The sequence below is a fragment of the Phocaeicola salanitronis DSM 18170 genome, assembly GCF_000190575.1.
Lineage (GTDB): Bacteria > Bacteroidota > Bacteroidia > Bacteroidales > Bacteroidaceae > Phocaeicola > Phocaeicola salanitronis.
The window spans coordinates 937,627-960,286 of sequence record NC_015164.1 but is presented as its reverse complement, the minus strand read 5'-3'; the positions used below and the strand labels follow the sequence as shown (position 1 = coordinate 960,286).

Sequence of the window (22,660 nt, the reverse complement as noted above, 5' to 3'; positions counted from 1 at the left end):
AAAAAGGAGACAGCTGAAAACCGATTATTAACCTTTTAAAAACACATTGTCATGAGTGCCCTTTATGATTTCTTGCCTGTGCCGCCAAAAGGAAACGATGAAAGCGGATCGCACCTTTATCCTAAGCTGCGTCCTTACAAGACTGTTTCTTTCGATGAACTTACTGAAAAAATCGCCTCCCATTCCGGATTGACCAAAGGGAATATCCTTGCCGTGATGGAAGAGATAGAATACTGGACCAAGCAGCTCCTTTCAGACGGGTACCGCGTGCAGATAGGGAACATCGGCACGGTTTCTGCCTCGCTCAAGGCAGATGCGGAGGTGTACGATAAAGAGGATATACACGCCCAGTCTATCCGTTTTGATAAGGTGAAGATGACCGTGTCCAAACAATTCTCGAAGCAATGCAGCGGAAAGGTGCTGCGCGCCCCTTCGGGGAAGAAATTCCGGCAAAGTTCGTGCACGTATACGGAGGAAGAGCGGCTCGCCTTGCTTCAATCGTATCTGGAGAGCCACGACTATATCACCCGTGCGGAATATGGCGCTTTGACGGGACTGCTGAAATACAAAGCGTGGCAGGACCTGGACAAATGGGTGAAAGCGCACCTAATCGACATCAAGGGGCGTGCTCCCCACCGGGTGTATGTGAAGCGTAAGGATTAGTGCATTCAAATGGAACACAGAGACACGGAGGCACGGAGTTTTTTTAAGAAGCTGTTTTGAATTTCTCCAAAAAGTTTTTCTTGGCTTGATGTATCCGTTTTCGTGTGTGCTTTGGGCGATTTTTTGGTCCTTTCCGCTCCTGTTCTTCGTCAGATAGCCCGCTATCTTCCTCATCACAGAAGCGAAAATGCCTCAAAAACTCATCCCAAATCATCGCACGATAAATTCAAAACAGCTTCTAATTGTCAATTCCTCCGTGCCTCAGCGCCTCTGTGTGCGATAGAAAGAATCTTGATTGTCTTTGTTTGATGTGTCTGAATAAAAAAATGTCTTAAAATTAGGATATTTAGAATGAATCTTTTATTTTTGGGGAATAAAATGGATGATGCATATTACTAACTTAAATAATAATTCATAACATCATGGAAAACGAAGAATTGATCAAACTTTGTACTGAAAAGGCTCAGAGCTGGCTGACCCCTGCATACGATGCTGAGACGCAAGCCGAGGTGAAACAGATTTTGGAAAACCCCGACAAGACTGCGCTTATTGACGCGTTCTATAAGGACTTGGAATTCGGGACAGGCGGTTTGCGCGGCATCATGGGCGCAGGTTCTAACCGTATGAACATCTATACTGTAGGAGCCGCTACACAAGGCTTGGCGAATTACTTGAACAAGAACTTTGCCGGAAGAGATTCGATTTCGGTGGTAGTCGGTCATGATTGCCGTAACAACAGCCGTAAGTTCGCTGAAATTTCGGCTGATATCTTCTCGGCTAACGGCATTAAGGTTTATCTCTTCGATGATATGCGTCCGACTCCCGAAGTGTCGTTCGCTATCCGTCATTTGGGATGCCAGAGCGGCATTAACATCACGGCTTCACACAATCCGCGTGAATATAATGGCTACAAGGCTTATTGGGACGATGGCGCTCAGGTGCTTGCTCCGCATGATAAGGGCATCATTGACGAGGTGAACAAGGTGAAGGTAGGCGATATCAAGTTCCAGGGAAACAAAGACTTGATTCAGATTATCGGTAAGGACATAGACGATGTGTACCTGGAGAAGGTTCATGGCATCTCGATTGATCCCGAAGTCATCAAGCGTCAGAAAGACTTGAAGATTGTTTACACGCCGCTGCACGGCACAGGCATGATGCTGATTCCGCAATCGTTGAAGTTGTGGGGATTCGAGAACGTGCATTGCGTTCCCGAACAAATGGTGAAGAGCGGCGATTTCCCTACGGTCGTATCTCCGAACCCTGAAAACGCTGAGGCTTTGACGATGGCTATCAACCTTGCCAAGAGTATAGATGCCGACATTGTGATGGCTTCCGACCCGGATGCGGACCGTGTAGGCATGGCTTGCAAGGACGACAAGGGCGAGTGGGTATTGATTAACGGTAACCAGACTTGCTTGATTTTCTTGTATTACATCATCAAGAACCGCATCGCGATGGGCAAGATGAAGGGCAACGAGTTTATCGTGAAGACCATCGTGACCACAGAAGTCATCCGTAAGGTGGCTGAAAAGAACAACATCAAGATGATGGACTGCTACACCGGATTCAAGTGGATTGCCCGCGAAATCCGTCTGCGCGAAGGCAAGGAGCAATACATCGGCGGAGGCGAGGAAAGCTACGGATTCCTGGCTGAAGACTTTGTGCGCGATAAGGATGCCGTATCGGCTTGCTCGCTGCTGGCTGAAATCTGTGCATGGGCGAAAGACCAGGGCAAGACTTTGTATGACATCCTGATGGAAGTTTACTTGGAATACGGATTCTCGAAAGAAGTGACCGTAAACGTGGTGAAGCCGGGCAAGAGCGGTGCTGACGAAATCAAGGCGATGATGGATAACTTCCGTGCATGCCCGCCGAAGGAATTGGGCGGTTCTGAAATCGTATTGATTAAGGATTACAAGACGCTGAAGGCTACGGACAATCAGGGAAATGTAACGGATTTGGACATGCCGGAAACTTCGAATGTGCTTCAATACTTTACCGCAGACGGCACGAAGGTGTCTGTACGTCCGTCGGGAACAGAACCGAAGATTAAGTTCTACGTGGAAGTAAAGGGCGAAATGGGTTGCCCGAAGTGCTATGCGCGTGAGACCAATGCGGCTCTTGAAAAGGTAGAGGCCGTGAAGAAGTCTTTGGGAATCTAATTAAATGAAGAATTAAGAATGAAGAATCGCCTTCAGCGTGTGTTGACTTTGTCATGCCGGATTTGTAATCCGGCGTAATCGAGTTGCGGATTTGCAATCCGTATCTCTGGGAATAGCTTCCTACGTCAATACCGCCGAAGGCGATTCTTCATTCCTCATTCTTCATTCTTAATTTTCAAAGCATTCCATAGCGGGTAATGTAGTTCATTACTTTTTCTTTGTAGTTTTCTCCGATAGGTATGAGTTTTTTGTCATCGAAACGGATGCGGAGGCGGGATATTTCCGTTATTTTTTGCAGATTGACAATATACGACCGGTGTACGCGTATGAAATGTGAAGGCAGGCGTGCCTCCAGTTTTTGCAGGCTATTGAGGGTGATGACGGGTTTTTCTTTCCCTTCGATATAGATGCGTACATATTCGCTCATGCTTTCGATGTATTTGATGCTATCGACATCGATGCGCACCACCTTGTAGTCGCTTTTTACGAAAAGCGTGTGCGTGTCATCCGATGAGGCAGGAACCGGCGCCTGCTTGTTGAGGCTTTTCATCTTTTGCGCTTTTTCGGCGGCACGCAGGCAGTCTTCAAGTTCGAATGGCTTTAGCAGATAGTCTATGGCATTCAGCTTGAACCCGTCTATGGCAAACGAGGGATAGACTGTCGTAATGATAACCATGGGCGGATGTGTCAGCGAACGGATAAATTCAATGCCGTTCATGTCCGGCATGTCGATATCGGTAAATAACAGGTCGATGTGTTTCTTTTCCAAAAGCGTGTGGGCTTCGCCGGTTTCCATGCAGGCTTTTTCCAATGTCAGAAACGGGATTTGTTTGATGTATTCCGCCAGTTTAAGCAGGGCAAGCGGTTCATCGTCAAGTATGATACAGTTCATCATTGTGCAGGGATAATTAAAAGTACGTGGTATTGATTGTCTTTTTCTTCGGCGTTTAGCGTATAGTCATTGTCGAAGAGCAGGTTGAGTCTTTTTTGTATGTTGGGCAGTCCGATGCCTTGATGCCGGGTTCCGGGTGTCTTGGGCGTCAGGCTGTTTTTGCATGTGGAATAGACGTTGTTCCCTTCAATGCTGATAGCCGCTTCGATGAACGATTCATTCCGGTGGCTGATGCCATGCGTGAAAGCGTTTTCCAATAATGAAATGAAAAGCAAGGGCGGCACCTGCACATCGGGAATGATGAACGGAGTATGGAATGCGATGTGCAGTTTGTCGGTGTAGCGCAGCTCCATTAACTTTAAATAGTGTTCCAGGAATTGTACTTCCCTTGTTAAGGGGACCAGTACTTTATCGGCTTCGTAAAGCATGTATTGCATGAGTTTGGAGAGTTCGATGATGCTTTTTTGCGCTTTCTCTTTGTCAATGCCTATCAGGGTATGGATATTGTTCAGCGTGTTCATGAAGAAATGCGGGTTCAGCTGGTATTTCAGTTCGGCTTTCAGGCGTTCGCGTTCCAGCTCTTTCAGCATTTCATCGTCGCGGAGCGATTTCAGGAAGAGCCGTATGGCGATGTTGAAGCCAGCCAGCAGTACGGCTATGAGGATATGGGTGAATGTGACAAACGGAGGAAACGGAGAATTGTGCATGCCTTCGTTGTGTGCGGCAGGAGGGGGAGGCGGAGGCATCATGCGGGAAGGCTGGCGGGTGATGTCGTCTAAATGGAACAGTCCGATGAGTTCGGGGACAATAATGAATAATAAGGGAATGATAAAGACGAGGGCTGCCATGTATCCGGCATATTGTCTTTTCAACAGCAGTTGGGGAATCAGTATATAGTTGTTTATCAAAAAGAGGAAAAAGAACGGGCTGGTAATGACCCACATGTCAAGGGCGGTGTGGAGGATGTCGGTGTTGCCGTCGGTCTGGTATGCCATTAGCAGGGCATTGATGAAGGGAGTGGCGAAAATCAGCAATGCGATAGTGGCATAGATTATCTGCTCGAAAAGTTGTTGTTTTTGTAAAGTTGTCATTGTATGCCTTCTTTTTTATAGCTGTTGCAAAAGTATAAGGAATGGCATTCCGTTGCAAAAATAATCGGCGAACGGGAAGATTTTGCAGACCATTACGGCGATTTTGCAAGTCATTTCGCCTTGGAATTTACTTTGTTGTAAATATCTCTGCCTTTGCCGAGAGAATTGTCCGGTTGGCTGATAGTTTTTGGCGGAGTGTTCCGGGGAAGCTAACTTCGTAACCGTAAAAACAAAAAACAGCAATATGAGAAGATACGCATTTAGTTTGTTCTTATGTGGGGTGGTTGTTTGCGGAGAGAAGTCTGCGGCTGCTACAGACAATCTCTCCGCTTTTTCCCCTCAAGCGGAAGAACAGGTGAAGGAGGTTCCTAATCCGGAACAGGCAGCCCGGAAGCTGACCGATGAAATGGATGAGTTGTTGCAGCTTACCGAGAAGCAGTATAAGAAGATTTATAAGTTGAATCAGAAAGAGGAGAAAGAGAAGGTTGAAAGGATGACAGGCAAGGCTCCGTTCGGCGGAGAGCGTCCTCCCATGCCTCCCATGGGTGGTGGGATGCCTCCTCAGAACGGCTCTTTTGAGCGCGGAGGCATGCGTCCTCCGATGCCGGAAGATATGCAAGAGGACATGCAAAGCCGGATGGAAAAGCGGAATAAGAAGTTGAAGAAGATTCTTACCGACGAGCAATACGAGAAATGGATATCGAGAATACCTGAACCGGAAGAACCAGCTGCCCCTTTCCCGATGATGCCTGAAGAATGAAAGCGTTGTTATTCACTATAGCGGGTTTCTTGCTTTTGGGGGGGTGTGCCTGCGGTGAGGAAGAAATCGAGTACGTCCCGATAGCGAAAAAGCATTTGGGAGAGACATACGAAACATACACGTTGAATAATGTGATAGGCTTGGATTCTGTGGGTATTGTTGTTCTGAACTTTTATCCGGAAGAGGTGACAGACCTTTCGTATATGCAATACAGTGAGAGTGCATGTGCTTTTACCTTTCATCGGGGCGAGACGGCAGACTACCGTATTTCGTGGGATTATGATACGGGAGAAAGCTACGTAGAAGTGCAGTATGGACAGAATGCCATGTGGTATACGATAAACGAGCAGCAGTATAAAGGAGAGTATCTCTTGCGGGCAAACGATGGCATGGCTGTACGTATCGTCATACGGGCAAGCGGTCGTGGTGTTTACGATGAGGAGGGAAATGTAGAATATCTGGCAGGCGTTACTGTGAATGATTTCCGCATAGAAGAGGCGGAATAAGCTTATTAAGTCCTTGAGTTTGTAAGTTTTTAAGTTAAAGAGGTGTTGCTTACCAACTCAAAAACTGAAGAACTCAAGAACTTAAAAACTCAAAAACTAAAAAACTTACAAACTGATTTGCTTAATTCATTAATTTAAAAGTTAGATTTTTGGGTGCCGTGTCTTGGTGATCAAGGCGCGGCATTTTTCAATTCGACCACTACCACTTCGCTGGGCGTGAAGAGGCGGATGTCTTTCCGCGAGGTGCCCAGCCCGTTGGTGATGATGAGGGGGATGCCCTGGCTGTTGTGCTTCAGTCCCGTGAGGAAGCGGTTTCCGTATTTGGAGAAGTGTGCAGGACTCCACCGGCGGAACAGGCTGACTTGTCCGCCATGCGTATGTCCTGCCAAGGCAAGGTCGGTGTTCGATACGTCTGTGTCTTCCACATAGTCGGGGGTATGTACCAGCATTACCACAAAGTCTTCCGCACGAAGCGCAAGGGTAGGCGATACACCGTTCCGTTTCAGGTCGAACGGATTGCGGATACCGCATATCAGGATGTATTCGTTTCCTTTCCATAAGGTATCCGTTTTATGTTCCAGCAGACGCACTCCCGTATGTGCCATGGCTTGGCGCACCAAGGTGTCGCTTTCTCCCCGTTCGTGGTTGCCCATGACGGCGTATGTGCCGAAACGTGTCTTTACCTGTGCCAGTGCCGAGAACAGTTCTTCCATATCTCCTCCTTCCCGTCCGCGATAATCGCCTCCCAACAAGAGGACATCTGCATCTGCCGCTTGCAAGGCACGGATGGCTCCATGCAGGCGATTGGCGTCAAACCGGCTTTCGTAATGGAAGTCGGAAGCAAAAGCGATGCGGAACCCGTTGAAAGAGTCGGGCACTTGCTCGCTGTAAATCTCATACCGCTTGATGCGTCCCACTCCTTTGTATTTCGAGAAGGAAGCGGTGGCGCATGAGGTAAGTGCCAGACAAGCGGTGATTATCAGAATAGGGATAGATTTGATTTTCTTATTCAATGGAGTGCTTTCTTTTTAATCAATTATCTAAGAAGCTGTTTTGAATTTCTCCAAAAAGTTTTTCTTGGCTTGATGTATCCTTTTTCGTGTGTGCTTTGGGCGATTTTTTGGTCCTTTTCGCTCCTGTTCTTCGTCAGATAGCCCGCTATCTTCCTCATCACAGAAGCGAAAATGCCTCAAAAACTCATCCCAAATCATCGCACGATAAATTCAAAACAGCTTCTAAATCTGCATAATCTGTGGCAGATTATTCAAACAATACTTTCCGGTCGCGTTCAGCGGCAGGTTTTACCCACTCATCGGGGATGAAACGCCAGTGGTTCAAGGGATGCGGGTCGAGTGTCCCGACCTCTTCGATGCGTTTCATCAGGTAATAGCGCAGGTCTTTGTCGGTAGAAAAGACGATGCGTCGGGGGAGTTCTTCTTTGGGGATGCCTGCCCCTCGGGTCAGCAAGTCACCTCCTCCGTTGCCCCGGTACGAATTGACGGCTACGGTGTAGGTGCGGTCAAGGTCGAACGGTGTGCCGTCTGCTAAGCTCGTGATGGTGATTTTCTCGCCTTCGGGCTTGGTGACATCTACCGTGTAAAGAATGCCTGCCGCCGAATCGAAGTTGAAGCTTGGGTTCTTCAGGCGGCCGAAACCTTCGTCTTTGTCGTTGAGCAGGAGCAGGTGGTCATCGGGTGATTGCATCCGGTTGGTCCACAAGGCATACGACATTTCGAGGAAACCTTTGATTTCGCGTCCGGTAAGGCGCATCGTGTAGAGTAGGTTTTCGTACTTGTAGAGGTTGAACATGTCGCTCATGTAGATGTCGCCCGCCTTGATTTCAGCATCGAACGAGAGCGGGGCGCAGAACGAGATGTCGGCTCCTGTAATGTCGAGCTGGAGCTGATGGAGCAGGTCGATGAATGCCGAAGAGCCGAAATAGGCGTCTTTCGTGGAGATGGTTTGCCGGATGCTTCCTATCTTGCGCGACACGAAACTGAGCGTGGCTTGGTATTGCGGGTCGAACGCCTGCATGAAGTCTTCGTCGACGGGAAGGGAGGACACATCGCTCAGCTTGCCTTCAACCGTTTTTTTCAGGATGCGGCCGTCTTGGCGCGTCACTTTCAGGGTTACGTCGGCTATGGTGCGGGCGGCATTGGCAGGATTGATGAGCAATACCGAGTCACCTTCCGCGTTGCATATCTTCTTGCACAGGCGGCGGTGGTCGTGCCCCATGAATACAATGTCGAAGCCCGGCACGTTGCGTGCCACCGCTTCCGAGCCGTTTTCTACTACGTTATCCAGCAGGTTCCCTTCCGGTCCGGCATGAAACAGCCCTACCAGTACATCGGGATGCTCTTTGGCGGCGATAATGCCTGCCCATCGGCGCGCGCATGTTTCCATATCCTCGAAGCGCAGTCCGCTCCACATCGTTTCGGGCAGCCACGAGGGGATGGCGGGTGTGATAAGCCCCAGCACGGCGATGCGCACGCCGTTGCGTTCGAACACGCGGTATGGAGGGAAGTAAGGCTCGCCCGTGCGCCGGTCGATGATGTTGGCGCCCAGCATCGGAAAGCGGCATTGCTTCGCCCAGCGGTCGTATACGGCATGTCCCGTCTCGATGTCGTGGTTCCCCATATTGCCTGCATCGTATTTCAGGTAGTTGAGCATGGCAGCGCATACGTGGGTCGAGGCCGTGTCGATGTAGTTGTAGTAATAGGCTACGGGCTGTCCTTGCAGGATGTCTCCGTTATCGAAAAGCAGTACGTTGTCGCCGTATTGCTTGCGCTGGGCATCCACGAAGGTGGAAATCCGGGCCAGACTGCCCTTCTGTGGGCGCCGGTTGATAAAGTCGTAGGGGAAATAAGCTCCGTGCACGTCACTTGTCTCCAACAGTTTGATGGTAATTTCTTCGGTGTTCGATGCCTGTACGCCCAGCATGCTTCCGGCGCCGAGCAACGCCATAAGATAGTTTCGGATATGCATAAGTTTGGTTTTTATGTGATGTGACAAATTGTCGGTTAGTGCAAAGATAGTTAAAATAATGTCATTGGCATATATTTTGTTCCTTTTCGCGTAAAAAAACAACTGACTATATGGCTTACATAGACTATTACAGCATTTTGGGAGTTGACAAAACGGCAACTCAAGACGACATCAAGAAAGCATACCGTAAGCTGGCACGCAAGTATCACCCGGACTTGAACCCGAACGACCCGAGCGCGAAGGAAAAGTTTCAGGCGATAAACGAGGCCAACGAGGTATTGAGCGACCCCGAGAAGCGAAAGAAATACGACGCTTATGGGGAGAATTGGAAGCATGCCGATGAGTTCGAAGCACAGCAGAGGGCTTATCAGGCACGTCAGGGAGATGCCGCCGGCGGAACGGAATACTGGTATTCTACCGACGGGCAGCATTTTACCGGCGGATTTGGCGGAAATGCCGGGGGCTTCTCCGATTTCTTCGAAGAACTGTTCGGGCACCGTGGAGGTGCAAGCGGCCGGCGGGGAAGAGGAGCCTTCCGAGGGCAGGATATCGAAGCGGAGCTGCACCTTACGTTGCGTGAGGCGGCGGTGACGCACAAGCAGACTTTTACCGTGGGCGGAGAAACCTTGCGTATCACGGTGCCTGCAGGCGTGGCGGACGGGCAGGTCATCAAGCTGAAAGGCCATGGCGGGAAAGGTACCAACGGAGGTCCGGACGGCGACTTGTACATCACGTTCGTAGTGGGCGATGACCCTGTATTCAAGCGGAAAGACAACGACCTGTATACCGATGTCACCATCGACCTTTACACGGCTGTGTTGGGCGGCGAGGTCACGGTGAACACGCTCGACGGGCAAGTGAAACTGAAGGTGCGTCCCGGAACGCAAAACGGCGCGATGGTGCGCCTGAAGGGCAAAGGCTTTCCGGTCTACAAGCAAGAAGGCAGTTTCGGCGACCTGCTGGTAACCTATCATATAACTATCCCGACTTCGCTCACGGAACATCAGAAAGACCTCTTCCGGGAGTTGCAAAAAGGAGCGTGATGCTTTTATTAAAACGCAGATTAATGCGGATTATCGCAGATTATTGTTCTTAATCGTTTGTTTTAATCTGCGTTAATCCGCGGAAATCTGTGTTTCAAACTCAACAACTTAAAAACTCAAAGATTATGCAAAACGATTTAATTATCATAAACGATTATTGCGAACGGTGCGACATCGAGCCGGATTTCGTGCTGATGTTGGGCGAAGGCGGGCTGATTGACGTGGAAATCATCGGCAACACCGGCTATTTCCCTGCCTCCCAGCTGGGCGAACTGGAGCGTTACACCCATCTGTATTACGACTTGTCGATTAACATCGAAGGCATCGATGCCATCCGACACCTGCTCCGGCGGATAGAAGACCTGCAAGAGCGCGTGCGCAAACTGGAAAATGAATTGCGCTTTTACCGCTGATTCTTCACAAGCTTTGGGATTTCATGCCGCCGTTGGCGGCAAGCTTTCCAGCTTTGGGATTTCATGCTGCCGTTGGCGGCAAGCTTTCCAGCTTTGGGATTTCATGCTGCCGTTGGCGGCAAGCTTTCCAGCTTTGGGATTTCGTGCTGCCGTTGGCGGCGAGCTTTCCAGCTTTGGGATTTCATGCCGCCGTTGGCGGCAAGCTTTCCAGCTTTGGGATTTCATGCCGCCGTTGGCGGCAAGCTTTCCAGCTTTGGGATTTCGTGTCGCCGTTGGCGGCAAGCTTTCCAGCTTTGGGAATCCGTGCTGCATCATGCAGGAAACTTTCCAGCCCTCATTCTCCAATCCGCAAAAAAATGTCAATTGTCAATTATCAATTGTCAATTATCCATATCTTTGCCATCCGAAAATACAGAACGACGAATTATGGAAAACTTCAGCGAAATGATAGCACGGGCACTCAAGCTGCCCGCGCATCGCGTAGAAAATACATTGAAACTATTGGAGGGCGGCGCCACCATCCCCTTTATCAGCCGCTACCGCAAGGAAGCCACCGGCGGGATGGACGAGGTGCAGATAGGCGAGATACAGGCGCGTAACGAGAAGTTGCGCGAGTTGGCGAAACGGAAAGAAACCGTGCTCTCCACCATTGAGGAGCAGGAAAAACTTACCCCTGAACTCCGTGCGCGGATAGATGCCTGCTGGGATGCCACGGAACTGGAAGACATTTACCTTCCCTACAAGCCCAAGCGCAAGACACGTGCCGAAATGGCGCGCCAGAAAGGGCTGGAACCGCTGGCGGCGCTGCTTCTGATACAGCGCGAGAACCGTTTGGACGCACGTGTGCATGCCTTCGTAAAAGGCGAGGTGAAGGATGAGGAAGAGGCCTTGAAAGGGGCGCGCGACATCATCGCCGAGCAGGTGAGCGAAGACGAACGGGCACGCAGCCTGGTGCGCGGATGCTTCGCCCGGCGGGGAGTCATCGTTTCGAAGGTGGTGAAGGGAAAAGAGGCGGACGAGGCGGCGCAGAAGTACCGCGACTATTTCGATTTTTCCGAGCCTTTGAAGCGTTGTTCTTCGCACCGCCTGCTTGCCTTGCGGAGAGGGGAGGCGGAAGGTATCCTGAAGGTGAGCATCACGCCCGAAGATGACGAGGAATGCATCCGGGGGCTGGAGCGCCGCTACGTGAAGGGCGGCAATGCCTGTTCGGCGCAGGTGGCAGAGGCGGTGGCGGACGCTTACAAGCGTTTGCTTAAGCCGGCTATCGAGACCGAGTTTTCCGGCACCAGCAAGGAGCGTGCCGACGAAGAAGCCATCCGCGTGTTTGCCGAAAACCTGCGTCAGCTGCTGCTTGCTCCTCCGTTGGGGCAGAAGCGGGTGATGGGCATCGACCCCGGATACCGCACGGGATGCAAGGTGGTCTGCCTCGACGCGCAAGGCGCCCTGCTCTGCAACGATACGGTCTATCCGCATCCGCCGAAATCCGAGCGGCAGGCGGCGGCACGCAAGCTGACGACGCTGGTGGAGCAATATAAGGTGGAGGCGATAGCCATCGGCAACGGCACGGCGAGCCGGGAGACGGAACAATTTGTCAATGCGTTGCGCTTCGGGCGCGAGGTGCAGGTGTTTGTGGTAAGCGAGGACGGGGCTTCCGTTTATTCGGCTTCGAAGACCGCCCGCGAGGAATTTCCCGACTATGATGTGACGGTGCGCGGGGCTGTGTCTATCGGCAGGAGGCTGATAGACCCGCTTGCCGAATTGGTGAAAATCGATGCCAAGTCTATCGGGGTGGGGCAGTACCAGCACGATGTGGACCAGACGAAGCTGAAAGCGGCGCTCGACCGCACCGTGGAGAGCTGCGTCAACCTGGTGGGCGTGAATGTCAATACGGCAAGCCGGCATCTGCTCACGTATGTGTCAGGGCTGGGTCCGGTATTGGCGCAGAACATCGTGGACTACCGTACCGTTCACGGACCTTTCCGCTCGCGGAAGGAACTGCTGGACGTGCCCCGTATGGGTGCGAAGGCGTTTGAGCAATGTGCGGGTTTCCTCCGCATCCCGAACGCCGGCAATCCCCTCGATAATTCGGCGGTGCATCCCGAAAGCTATCCCATTGTAGAGCAGATGGCGAAAGACCTGAAATGTGCCGTCTCCGACTTGATAGCGGACAAGTCGCTCCGTGAGCGTATCCGGATGGAAGACTATGTGACAGACGAGGTGGGCATCCCCACCTTGACCGATATCCTGCACGAGCTGGAGAAGCCGGGACGCGACCCGCGCAAGCGGTTGGAGGCATTCTGTTTCGACCCTAACGTGCATACTCTTGACGACCTGTGCGAGGGCATGGAACTGCCGGGCATCGTGACCAACATCACCAACTTCGGGTGCTTCGTGGATATCGGCATCAAGGAAAAAGGGCTGGTGCACGTATCCCAGCTTGCCGGTCATTTTGTGAGCGACCCCACCACCGTGGTAAGCATCCACCAGCAGGTACGTGTGCGGGTGTTGAGCGTAGACAGGGAGCGCAAGCGCATCCAACTGACGATGAAAGAAAAATGATTGATTTTTTTCACCACACGAGGACGCAGAGGAACACAGAGTTTTTTAAATTTTTCCTCTGTGCCCCTCTGTGTCCTCTGTGGTGAAATATATGACAAATAGGAATAATTATGGAAGAACAAATAGAGAACAATTGTTATTGGTTTGCTTTTTACGAAGGGCAGGTATTGATTGAGAAGCGGGCAGGCGGGTGGCATATCCCCGTGGGCACAGAGCCGCCGGCAGCTATACCCGAAGGGAGTACCGTGCACGAGATAGGCGTGATGGACGGGTGTGTGGCAAAGGCATACGCTTTGGCGGCGCCCATAGAAGGGGATGATGAAAGTCCCCGTCGGATGAAAGACCTGCGTGCCTCGTTCGATGTATTGCCCTGGGACGAATACCGGATGGCGGGGAAAGCCTCGGAGATACTGACGTGGGACCGCGACAGCAGGTTCTGTCCCCGTTGCGGAGCGCCTGCCGGACAGGTGGCGCCCATTGCCAAGCGGTGTCCCGTGTGCGGTATGGAAATTTATCCGCGCATATCGCCTGCCATCATCGTGCTCATCAAGCGGGGCGAGGACGAAGTGCTCCTGGTGCATGCGCGCAATTTCCGTGGCACCTTCAAGGGGCTGGTAGCGGGATTTCTCGAGCCGGGCGAAACGCTCGAAGAATGTGTGCGGCGCGAAGTGATGGAGGAAACAGGGCTTACCATCAAGAACCTGAAATACTTCGGGAGCCAGCCGTGGCCCTATCCCAGCGGCATTATGATAGGCTATTCCGCCGAGTACGAGAGCGGCACCATCAAGCTTCAGGATGAAGAGCTGAGTGCGGGAGCCTTCTACCACAAATCGTGCCTGCCCGAGATTCCCAAGAAACTGAGCATAGCCCGCCGGCTGATAGACGCTTGGCTGGAAGGGAAGATATAGGGCGGCGAATTCTTTTCGCCTCATTCTTTATTCTTCATTTATTTCGCTATCTTTGTGCGCTTATTCATAAAACGAACGATACATGGCAGAAACAAGAAGAACGACGCGCGTCCCGAAGGCGGTGAAAACCAAGCCGGTGGACGAATACGGACACTTGCAGCCGCAGGCTCCCGAACTGGAAGAAGCCGTGCTGGGCGCATTGATGATAGAAAAGGACGCTTATTCGCTGGTAAGCGAGATTCTCCGTCCCGAGTCTTTTTACGAACATCGCAATCAGTTGATTTATGCGGCGGTAACCGACCTTGCCATCCAGCAGAAACCGATTGATATCCTGACCGTGACCGAGCAGTTGCGCGCAAGGGGCGATTTGGAAGAGGCAGGCGGACCGTTCTACATCACCCAGCTGAGCGGCAAGGTGGCTTCGTCTGCCCATATCGAATACCATGCCCGCATCATTGCCCAGAAGTTCTTGGCTCGCGAGCTGATTTCGTTTACCAGCTCCATTCAGACCAAGGCGTTCGACGAGACGCAGGATGTGGACGACCTGATGCAGGAGGCGGAGGGGAAGCTCTTCGAAATCTCCCAGCAGAATATGAAGAAAGATTATACGCAAATCAATCCTGTCATTCAGGAAGCGTACGAGATGCTTCGGAAAGCGGCGGCGCGTACCGACGGGTTGAGCGGGCTTTCCAGCGGGTTCCACCAGCTGGATAAGATGACTTCGGGCTGGCAGAATTCCGACCTGATTATCATAGCTGCCCGCCCGGCAATGGGAAAAACGGCGTTCGTGCTTTCGATGGCGAAAAACATGGCGGTGAACAATAAGGTGCCCGTGGCGTTGTTTTCGCTCGAAATGAGCAACGTGCAGCTGGTCAACCGTTTGATAGTGAACGTATGCGAAATACCGGGCGAGAAAATCAAGAGCGGCCAGCTGGCGCCTTACGAATGGGGGCAGCTCGACTATAAGATAAGGGAACTGTATGATGCGCCGCTTTATGTGGATGACACGCCTTCGCTCTCGGTGTTCGAACTCCGCACAAAGGCACGCCGCCTGGTGCGTGAGCACGATGTGAAGGTGATTATCATCGACTACCTTCAGTTGATGAACGCCAGCGGCATGTCGTACGGAAGCCGTCAGGAAGAGGTGAGTACCATTTCGCGTTCGTTGAAGGGGCTGGCGAAGGAACTGAATATTCCGATTATCGCGCTGAGCCAGTTGAACCGTGGGGTGGAAAACCGTGAGGGCATCGACGGGAAGCGTCCCCAACTGAGCGACCTTCGCGAGTCGGGAGCCATCGAACAGGATGCCGACATGGTGTGCTTCATTCACCGTCCGGAGTATTACAAGATTTACCAGGACGAGAAGGGGAACGACCTGCACGGCATGGCGGAAATCATCATAGCCAAGCACCGTAACGGTGCGGTGGGCGATGTGCTTTTGCGTTTCCGTGCCGAGTATGCCCGCTTCCAGAATCCCGATGATGATTTGATTGTGCCGATGCCGGGCGAAGACAAGAATTCGCCTGTGCTCCGTTCGAAGATGAACAAGGGAGGAAATCCGGATTATGTCCCGCCTGCTGCGTCCGACATGCCTCCGATGCCCGAGAATCCTTTCGGGACACCGGTGCAGGATGTCCCGTTTTAAAATATATGAAGAGGTTGTCTTAAAATTGGAATCAACTTTCATTTTGTCATCCTGAGCGTGAGCGAAGGATCTCGAAAACAGAAGTTGATGCATACGAGATCCTTCGCTTTGCTCAGGATGACATTACTTTTTGATTGTCGTTTTTTATTTTGAGACAGCCTCTTTTTTATAAGCGGTCGGTCTCCCGGCGTTTATTATTCTGCCTTAAAGTGGTATTCGGCCAGCTTTTCGATGGGGCTTTGAAGGAAAACGCCTGTCTGAAGCCCCCGTATGCGTGCGGCTTCTTCTATCTCCGTGCGGAAATGCCATGCGATGGAACCGGCAAACGAAACGGGAAGCTGTTCGGAATAGTGGAGCACATTGCGCCGGAAAAAATCATCGAAGCATTGCAAGAGGAAGGTATGGACGCACGGCTCCGCCTTATGCCGGTGGATAAAGGGGCATAGGCTTGCCAGAAAACGGTTGGCTTGCGGCTGGCGGTACACCCGCTCAATGATTCCGGCTGCATCCGTCTGCAAGTCTTCCAATAACGCGTCCTTCAGGTGGGCGGGAAGCTGCCCTTTGAGGCAGTCTGCCACGAAATGCTTGCCCAGGCAAGCCCCGCTTCCCTCGTCGCCCAAGATGTAGCCCAAGGGGGAGACGTTTTGCGTGATGCGCTCTCCGTCGTACAGGCACGAGTTGGAACCTGTACCCAGAATGCAGGCAATGCCTGGACGGTACTGGCACAAGGCGCGTGCGGCTCCCAATAAATCCGTTTCCACCTCGACATGCGCTTCAGGGAAAAGGCGGTGCAAGGCTTCGGCAACAGGACCCGATACAGAAGGCAGGCATCCCGCACCGTAGAAAAAGACTTCCGTACACGCTTCCGCAGGCATCGTACATCGGGGTGCCAGCTGGCTTTCGAGGATGTGGCGGATGTGCTCGGCAGACTGGTGGAACGGGTTGATTCCCTCAGTCTGTACCCGTATGCAAGCCCCGTTGGCGGTACCATAGCACCAGTCGGTCTTCGTAGCTCCGCTATCAGCTATCAGAATCATTTTTTAATGGCAATGTCCGCATCCGCCTCCGCAACATCCCTCTTCATCGTGGTGATGCCCTTCTTCGCCGCATCCGCCTCCGCAACCTTCGCAATGCCCTCCGCATCCGCCGCTCATGGCGTTTACGATTTCTTCGATTTCCTTGTTCGTGGCAGGGCGCATTTCGATAATCTTTCCTTCGAATATCAGGTCCTTGCCGGCGTGAGGATGGTTCAGGTCGATTACCACCTTGTCATCGGTGATTTCGCCCACGTTGGCGTAGAAGCGGTGCCCTTCGTTGTCGTTCAGCATGATGATGTTGCCCGGATAGATGTTTTCGCTATCGAACTTGCCGTCGGGACCGCAGAACATCGCTTTCGATACCTGGCGCACGTTGTCTTCATCGCGCTCGCCGTATGCTTCGGCACAAGGGATGGTGAAGTTGAAGTCGGATCCTTTTTCCAGGGCGGTGATTTCTTTTTCGAAACGGTCGAGCGTATATCCGATGCCCGAAATGAATTGGAACGGGTGTGCGGCTGGTGCTTCTTCGATAAGTTCTTTTTCTCCGCCGTTCATTGCGTAAAGGCGGTATGATACAGTGATGTATTTATTTTCCATGTCGTAAAATGTAAATAGGTTGTTTTATTGCGGTGCAAAGATACAATATTTTAATGAAGAATGAAGAAGGAAGAATGAAGAATTCCATGCGGCTTTTTTAATCAAACGCAGAGACGCAGAATCGCAGCACTTATTTTCAGAGAAGGCAAGGAGTGCAGGGAATGGCGTTTGGCTCCGTAATCAAAAGATTATCCGCATTTACCCAGTAGCTTTGTAGGGGCTGGGTGATATGTGGATAGTCATAAAACGGCAAACGCATTCAGCCACAGGGTTAACCCTGTTGATTTCTTTTCCTAAATTCGGTCGGACTAACCCCTTTGTATTTACGGAACAGCCTGTTCAAATGGCTCTCATCGGTAAACCCAAGTTCTTCTACGATTTCATTGATTCGCATGTCAGTATGCAGAAGCCTGCTTTCTACCATCTTCATTTTATAATTCAAGATATATTGTTGCATGGTTTCATTGGTTTGCTTCTTAAAATATCTCCCTAAATAGTTGGGAGAAATGCCAAAATGCTGACTGATGGCTTTTGCCTTAATCTTATCGGGATGATAGATATTGGATTGGATATATTGCAGAATGTTCAATGACATTTCGGTCGAGTTTTCATCCAGCTTTTCCGGCAGGAACATGGCTACATTGCGGGCAACCACGATGATGATGGTGTTGATTAGCTGCGTAATGATTTCCGTACTATACAAATGTTTGTTCGTATATTCACGGATAATGGCTTCTATCATAGGTTTCACCAGCAATTTATCTGTTATGTTCCGCAAGATACAGCCTGGCTGATGATTGGCATGTTGAAGGATAAATTCCAAACGTTGAATATTGTCTGCGCCAAATACTGCCGAATGTATGTATATGTCATTGAATTTAATATAGACGAATTTCGTCCTTGTGTGGATGTCAAATGCATGTATGTCTCCCGGCGTAATCATAAACAAGTGCCCGTCATGATAAGGGAACTTGTGGTTGTTTATCCACTGAATACCCGTACCTGTCAAGATATAAACCAACTCAAAAAAAGTATGGTTGTGTTCTTTCAAGGTTGATTCGTCCATTTCACTGAATGAGATTTCAAAAGGTTGATGTAGGTTTTCTCTTTTCATACGAAAAATTGTTTGAAGCGCAAAAATACAGATAAAAAGAAAAATGATACAGGGAAATAGCGTAAGATATGTATATTTTTGCCCACAACTAGTAAAAGCGAAGATTATGGATAGTGAATTAAAGAAATGTTTGTCCGGTGAATGGTACGATTGCCACGCCCCTGTCTTTATTGAGTTTAAGAGAAAAACTTACAGGTTATTGTTGAAATATAACGCGCTTCCCTATGAAAGCAGGGAGGAAAGGCGGGCTGTCCTGAAAGAAATGCTTGGAAGCATTGGTGAGAAAGTTTCCGTTGGCAATCCTTTTGTGTGCGATTATGGCTGTAATATCCATATTGGTAACAATGTCAGCATCAACACAGGATGTACATTGGTGGATTGCAATAAAATCACCATTGGAAATAATGTTTTGATTGCTCCCAACGTACAAATCTATACAGCAACGCATCCCATAGAATTGAACGAACGTCTGACACCCGTAGAAACGCCTGATGGAATCGAATATGTCCGGCATACCTACGCTTTACCCGTCACCATCGAAGATGGGTGTTGGATTGGTGGAGGTGTCATCATCTTGCCGGGTGTTACTATCGGCAAGGGAAGCGTAATAGGTGCAGGAAGTGTTGTAACTAAATCTATTCCTGAAAACAGTTTGGCAGTAGGAAATCCTTGTAAAGTTATTCGCAAAATCAATATTCCCCATGAACAAGATTAGATTGGTAGCTTTCGATTTGGATGGCACTATCGGTGACACTATTCCATTATGCATACGGGCATTTAAAGAAGCCGTAACGCCTTATATCGGACACGAATTGTCGGATGACGATGTAATACAGACTTTCGGATTGAATGAGCAGGGAATGATTGGGAGTATTATAGATACTTCACACAAAGAACGAGCATTAGAAGATTTCTATATCATTTATAAAAATCTGCATGAACAGATGTGTCCTTGTCCATTTCCAGGAATACGAGAACTGATAACCGACTTGAAGCAAAGCGGTATGATTGTGGCTCTCGTAACGGGAAAGGGGGTAAAGAGCTGCGACATCACTTTGCGGCAATTCGGCATGAACACTTTGTTTGACAAAGTTCTGACCGGCAACGCCGAGAGGAATATAAAGGCAGCTTCATTAGAATGGTTGTTGCAAAACTATCATTTATCTGCCCGTGAAGCGGTATATATAGGCGATACTGTTTCCGACATAATGGCATGCAAAGCAGTAGGGTTGGATTGCCTCTCTGCCGCATGGGGAGTGTCTGAAGTGGCTGCACAGGATTTGGCAAGGCATAATAATAATGTTTTCTGCTCTATGCAATCTCTATGCAACTATCTTTTACCCGAATGAGTCCGGCTTTTCAATAAACCTTCTGTGACAAAATATAATGAAAGAGAAGATAAACACAAATTAATGTTTTCATTATACACATAATACAAAGATAAACGCTATCTTTGTGGACATCAAGATCGGCGACCATTTAATTTCTGTTCACATTGATTTGATTTTATACTTCACGCGGTATTTATTTGTGTATTTTAATAGAACACAGAAGACACGGAAAGACACAGGCGAACACAGATTTTTATATTTTTTTCTGTGTATTCTTGTGTAGTCTGTGTTCTATGATAGCATCAACAAAATGCACAATTTCATGCCGCGCATGGTATAAATTTTCTTCCAATTTAAGAAAATTGTAATTAAGCACATGCAGGAGGAAGCAGGATATATGGTCTCGGCTTTGTCGTTATTTTGTTGATGTAAAATCTCGAAATTTTTATCTAAAAATGCACGTCTTCATGAACATTTTGAAATTCTTTATAATTTGGTTGTGTTTTATCCCAGTGGCAATTCTCAATGGAGGAATGCGGGAATATATTTTGGTTAAGGCTATCGGAAAGGAATGGGCATTGCCTGTTAGCGGGATTACATTAAGCGTGTGTATTTTTCTGATAACTTGGTTGCTGTTGCCTCGAATAATAAAGCTCTGCACCTTCAAAGAATGCTGGCTGATAGGGATATGTTGGAGCGTTTTAACTATAGCTTTTGAATTTGCAGCAGGACTTGCAGATGGCAATTCAATGACTGAACTTTTCAATGCATATAATCCATTGACCGGTAATCTGTGGCTACTAGTTTTAGCGACTACTTTATTATCGCCTGTAATAACGAAAAAATGTCGATTACCATAAAATAAATAGAATGAAAATATGACAATAAAAAATCTTGCAAAAGAATATTGTGTCTTATTTTAGAAAAGGTTGACTCATAAATCAGAGTCAAGAAAATGAAAAAAGAAGAAAGTTTTGTGCACGATCATTCTTGCATCCGTGCAGTAGAGATTTACCGTTTGTGTAAAGTTGAGGGGTTGGACAATTCCGCCTTAATGAAAAAATTCGGCATAAGCCGTACGACTTTGTATCGTATATTGTCTACCTTTGAGCGTGAAAACCCTCAAATAGCAGAACAGATGAAACGTCAAGGAAAAGATGTGACTCCGGAAGATTACAAGCGTCTTCAGAATGAACTGGCCCGTTTGAAGAAAGAGCTTGAACGGGAACGCCTCCGCGCCGACTTCTATGAAGAGATGGTCGCATTCGGGGAGGAAGTATACGGCATACGGCTAAAAAAAGCTGGCACCAAGTAGCATGTAGGCTGCACGTCCGGGACAAGCGTCTTTACGGCATTGCCCCGATGTGCCGTCTGCTTGGTGTAAGCAAACAGGCCTACTACAAGCATGAGGACAAGCTTTTGCACCGCCTGGCGCTGGAATCTTTCGTTGTGGACTACGTCAGAGAGGTCCGCCGCAAGGATCCGGGCATAGGAGGAGGCAAGTTGTGGCAGATGTACAACCGCCGTTTCGGCACAGCCTGGCACGTGGGCTTCAACCGTTTTTATGCGATAATGGAACGCCACGGGCTTAAGCTCCGCCGCCGTAAGCGTCGTGCCGTGACGACCGATTCGCGCCACGGGCTTCCGGTCTATCCGAACCTGGTGAAAGCGCTGATACCCGATGCGCCCTGCCAGCTGATAGTGAGCGACATCACCTACATCGTATGCTGGACGGATCCGTTGACGGGGGAATACACGTTCTGCTACCTTTCGCTCATAACCGATTATTACACAAAGGAAATCGTGGGCTATAGCGTGGGCGAGACATTGGACTCCCGCTATCCCCTTGAAGCGCTGGAAATGGCCTTGCGGCACTATGGGGACAGGGACTTGAGCGGCCTGATCCACCATTCGGACCGGGGCGTGCAATATGCCAGTTACGAGTACACGCGGCGTCTGAAGGAACGTCAGATCCGCATCAGCATGACCGAAAGCGGCAATCCGAAAGACAACGCGGTGGCCGAACGGGTGAACAACACGGTCAAGAATGAGCTGCTCGGCGGCATGACGTTCCTGAACATCACTCAGGTAAGGGAGGCGGTGAAGGCGGCGGTGGACTTCTATAACAACGAACGTCCCCACTGGAGCCTGGACGGCATGACGCCGGCCGAAGCCTCCCGGTGCAAGGGGGAGCTGAAGAAGAAGTGGACCAGTTCCCGGGAGAGGGCCATAAAAGGACAAAGCCGCCCACAGACCGGAAGCCGGCCGGCCTCCGGATGAAACTTACGTTTTTACCTTGTTATAGAGAGGAAGATGAAAATAAAAGCTTATCTTTGCCTCGAAAACGGAAAGGTAAACCCTTTTCATGAAAAAACGGCCACAGGGTTAACCCTGTGCATGAATAGTAATAATACGAGTCAACCCGTACTACGAATAAGACTTAAAGTAGTCAACCTTTTCTACAAAGCTACACTGCAAAACCCAACACGTCCTATTGTCCTGCCAGTCCTGCCATGCCGGGACTGCTGTCCTCTGCAGCCAGTATTCCAGTCCCAGCCAGTCAGGACTGCAGTCCTTGCTATGAGGACTGAGGGATGCAGCCGCATGCATCGGGTCACGTAGCGGCATCTCTTCATCATATCAGCCTTATGGTATAATAAAATTGGTTTGCGAAAAATAGTGTATGTAATAGAGACGCAAGATTTTGTATGACTATCCGCAAACAGCCCCTGCAGTTCATTAGGTGAAATGCGGATATTCAGTTTATTTTTCCTCATCGGCGTTGCAATTGTCAATTGTTCAAAGGTTTTTTCATTTTCCACAGGGATGATGCTTACTAATGATAATTTTTTTCGATAAAAAAGTTTCATTTTATTTGTTTATTCGGGAAAAGGCTTTACCTTTGCAACCGTAAAAACCAATTAAACCGAATGACAATGACAACTGATATA

At 49.6% G+C, this 22,660-nt stretch carries 24 protein-coding genes; 15 read left to right on the top strand and 9 right to left on the bottom strand.

Annotated features, from left to right (window positions below):
* Positions 1-51: 51 nt before the first annotated feature.
* The gene (locus tag BACSA_RS04355) at positions 52-663 is read left to right on the top strand and encodes an HU family DNA-binding protein (RefSeq protein WP_013616906.1); all 612 of its coding nucleotides are present in this window, start codon (positions 52-54) and stop codon (positions 661-663) included.
* Between the two features lie 43 nt (positions 664-706).
* On the opposite strand, the gene BACSA_RS20080 is transcribed toward BACSA_RS04355, so the two are convergent.
* Entirely contained in the window at positions 707-877 is a 171-nt protein-coding gene (locus tag BACSA_RS20080) for a hypothetical protein (RefSeq protein ID WP_158098033.1), read from the bottom strand.
* Positions 878-1,085: 208 nt separating this feature from the next.
* Between BACSA_RS20080 and BACSA_RS04350 the strand changes: the two genes are divergently transcribed.
* Positions 1,086-2,828, top strand: a complete 1,743-nt coding sequence (locus tag BACSA_RS04350; protein WP_013616905.1) for a phospho-sugar mutase — start codon at positions 1,086-1,088, stop codon at positions 2,826-2,828.
* Between the two features lie 175 nt (positions 2,829-3,003).
* On the opposite strand, the gene BACSA_RS04345 is transcribed toward BACSA_RS04350, so the two are convergent.
* Together BACSA_RS04345 and BACSA_RS04340 are read right to left on the bottom strand one after the other, a co-directional pair.
* Positions 3,004-3,720, bottom strand: coding sequence for a LytR/AlgR family response regulator transcription factor (locus BACSA_RS04345; RefSeq protein WP_041584225.1), 717 nt, complete (start codon positions 3,718-3,720; stop codon positions 3,004-3,006).
* On the bottom strand, positions 3,720-4,811 hold the full coding sequence (locus BACSA_RS04340; RefSeq protein WP_013616903.1) for a sensor histidine kinase: 1,092 nt from the start codon (positions 4,809-4,811) through the stop codon (positions 3,720-3,722). Before BACSA_RS04340 ends, BACSA_RS04345 begins: the two co-directional genes overlap by 1 nt.
* 244 nt (positions 4,812-5,055) lie before the next feature.
* Between BACSA_RS04340 and BACSA_RS04330 the strand changes: the two genes are divergently transcribed.
* Positions 5,056-5,571, top strand: a complete 516-nt coding sequence (locus BACSA_RS04330; protein ID WP_013616901.1) for a hypothetical protein — start codon at positions 5,056-5,058, stop codon at positions 5,569-5,571.
* Positions 5,568-6,077 (top strand): hypothetical protein, encoded by a 510-nt coding sequence (locus tag BACSA_RS04325; protein ID WP_013616900.1) that lies wholly within the window; start codon positions 5,568-5,570, stop codon positions 6,075-6,077. Before BACSA_RS04330 ends, BACSA_RS04325 begins: the two co-directional genes overlap by 4 nt.
* 170 nt (positions 6,078-6,247) lie before the next feature.
* Here the strand turns inward: BACSA_RS04325 and BACSA_RS04320 are convergent, their stop codons facing one another.
* Genes BACSA_RS04320 through BACSA_RS04315 form a run of 3 tightly spaced genes read right to left on the bottom strand, consistent with a single transcriptional unit; the run spans position 6,248 to position 9,062 of the window.
* Positions 6,248-7,078: a metallophosphoesterase gene (locus tag BACSA_RS04320; RefSeq protein WP_041584223.1), complete on the bottom strand. Its 831-nt coding sequence runs from the start codon at positions 7,076-7,078 to the stop codon at positions 6,248-6,250.
* A gap of 39 nt (positions 7,079-7,117) precedes the next feature.
* On the bottom strand, positions 7,118-7,288 hold the full coding sequence (locus BACSA_RS20075; protein ID WP_158098033.1) for a hypothetical protein: 171 nt from the start codon (positions 7,286-7,288) through the stop codon (positions 7,118-7,120).
* Positions 7,289-7,337: 49 nt separating this feature from the next.
* Positions 7,338-9,062, bottom strand: coding sequence for a bifunctional metallophosphatase/5'-nucleotidase (locus BACSA_RS04315; protein ID WP_013616898.1), 1,725 nt, complete (start codon positions 9,060-9,062; stop codon positions 7,338-7,340).
* Between the two features lie 110 nt (positions 9,063-9,172).
* Here BACSA_RS04315 and BACSA_RS04310 point away from each other — a divergent pair, with 110 nt between their 5' ends.
* The 6 genes from BACSA_RS04310 to dnaB all read left to right on the top strand — a co-directional run bounded on the left by BACSA_RS04310 (position 9,173) and on the right by dnaB (position 15,630).
* Positions 9,173-10,105, top strand: a complete 933-nt coding sequence (locus BACSA_RS04310; protein ID WP_013616897.1) for a DnaJ C-terminal domain-containing protein — start codon at positions 9,173-9,175, stop codon at positions 10,103-10,105.
* Between the two features lie 125 nt (positions 10,106-10,230).
* Complete coding sequence (locus BACSA_RS04305) at positions 10,231-10,518, top strand: chaperone modulator CbpM (protein ID WP_013616896.1); 288 nt, start codon at positions 10,231-10,233, stop codon at positions 10,516-10,518.
* Positions 10,496-10,966, top strand: a complete 471-nt coding sequence (locus tag BACSA_RS19770; RefSeq protein WP_144005179.1) for a hypothetical protein — start codon at positions 10,496-10,498, stop codon at positions 10,964-10,966. Before BACSA_RS04305 ends, BACSA_RS19770 begins: the two co-directional genes overlap by 23 nt.
* Positions 10,945-13,077, top strand: coding sequence for a Tex family protein (locus tag BACSA_RS04295; protein WP_013616895.1), 2,133 nt, complete (start codon positions 10,945-10,947; stop codon positions 13,075-13,077). Before BACSA_RS19770 ends, BACSA_RS04295 begins: the two co-directional genes overlap by 22 nt.
* A gap of 110 nt (positions 13,078-13,187) precedes the next feature.
* A complete protein-coding gene (gene nudC / locus BACSA_RS04290; protein WP_013616894.1) occupies positions 13,188-13,985 on the top strand; it encodes an NAD(+) diphosphatase in 798 nt (265 codons plus the stop codon).
* Between the two features lie 82 nt (positions 13,986-14,067).
* A complete protein-coding gene (dnaB, locus tag BACSA_RS04285; RefSeq protein WP_013616893.1) occupies positions 14,068-15,630 on the top strand; it encodes a replicative DNA helicase in 1,563 nt (520 codons plus the stop codon).
* Between the two features lie 194 nt (positions 15,631-15,824).
* On the opposite strand, the gene BACSA_RS04280 is transcribed toward dnaB, so the two are convergent.
* The 3 genes from BACSA_RS04280 to BACSA_RS04270 form a co-directional block, all read right to left on the bottom strand.
* The gene (locus BACSA_RS04280; protein WP_013616892.1) at positions 15,825-16,667 is read right to left on the bottom strand and encodes an ATPase; all 843 of its coding nucleotides are present in this window, start codon (positions 16,665-16,667) and stop codon (positions 15,825-15,827) included.
* Between the two features lie 3 nt (positions 16,668-16,670).
* A complete protein-coding gene (locus BACSA_RS04275; protein ID WP_013616891.1) occupies positions 16,671-17,264 on the bottom strand; it encodes an FKBP-type peptidyl-prolyl cis-trans isomerase in 594 nt (197 codons plus the stop codon).
* 271 nt (positions 17,265-17,535) lie between these two features.
* Positions 17,536-18,378: an AraC family transcriptional regulator gene (locus BACSA_RS04270; RefSeq protein ID WP_013616890.1), complete on the bottom strand. Its 843-nt coding sequence runs from the start codon at positions 18,376-18,378 to the stop codon at positions 17,536-17,538.
* A 106-nt stretch (positions 18,379-18,484) separates the two neighbouring features.
* Between BACSA_RS04270 and BACSA_RS04265 the strand changes: the two genes are divergently transcribed.
* The 5 genes from BACSA_RS04265 to BACSA_RS04245 all read left to right on the top strand — a co-directional run bounded on the left by BACSA_RS04265 (position 18,485) and on the right by BACSA_RS04245 (position 21,989).
* Entirely contained in the window at positions 18,485-19,093 is a 609-nt protein-coding gene (locus BACSA_RS04265) for a sugar O-acetyltransferase (RefSeq protein WP_013616889.1), read from the top strand.
* Positions 19,080-19,727 (top strand): HAD family hydrolase, encoded by a 648-nt coding sequence (locus BACSA_RS04260; RefSeq protein WP_013616888.1) that lies wholly within the window; start codon positions 19,080-19,082, stop codon positions 19,725-19,727. Before BACSA_RS04265 ends, BACSA_RS04260 begins: the two co-directional genes overlap by 14 nt.
* Before the next feature lie 449 nt (positions 19,728-20,176).
* Positions 20,177-20,569: a hypothetical protein gene (locus BACSA_RS04255; RefSeq protein WP_013616887.1), complete on the top strand. Its 393-nt coding sequence runs from the start codon at positions 20,177-20,179 to the stop codon at positions 20,567-20,569.
* Between the two features lie 95 nt (positions 20,570-20,664).
* Positions 20,665-21,024 (top strand): hypothetical protein, encoded by a 360-nt coding sequence (locus BACSA_RS04250; protein ID WP_013616650.1) that lies wholly within the window; start codon positions 20,665-20,667, stop codon positions 21,022-21,024.
* A complete protein-coding gene (locus tag BACSA_RS04245; RefSeq protein ID WP_316928575.1) occupies positions 20,973-21,989 on the top strand; it encodes an IS3 family transposase in 1,017 nt (338 codons plus the stop codon). The genes BACSA_RS04250 and BACSA_RS04245 overlap by 52 nt, the downstream gene beginning before the upstream one ends.
* Positions 21,990-22,660: the final 671 nt, after the last annotated feature.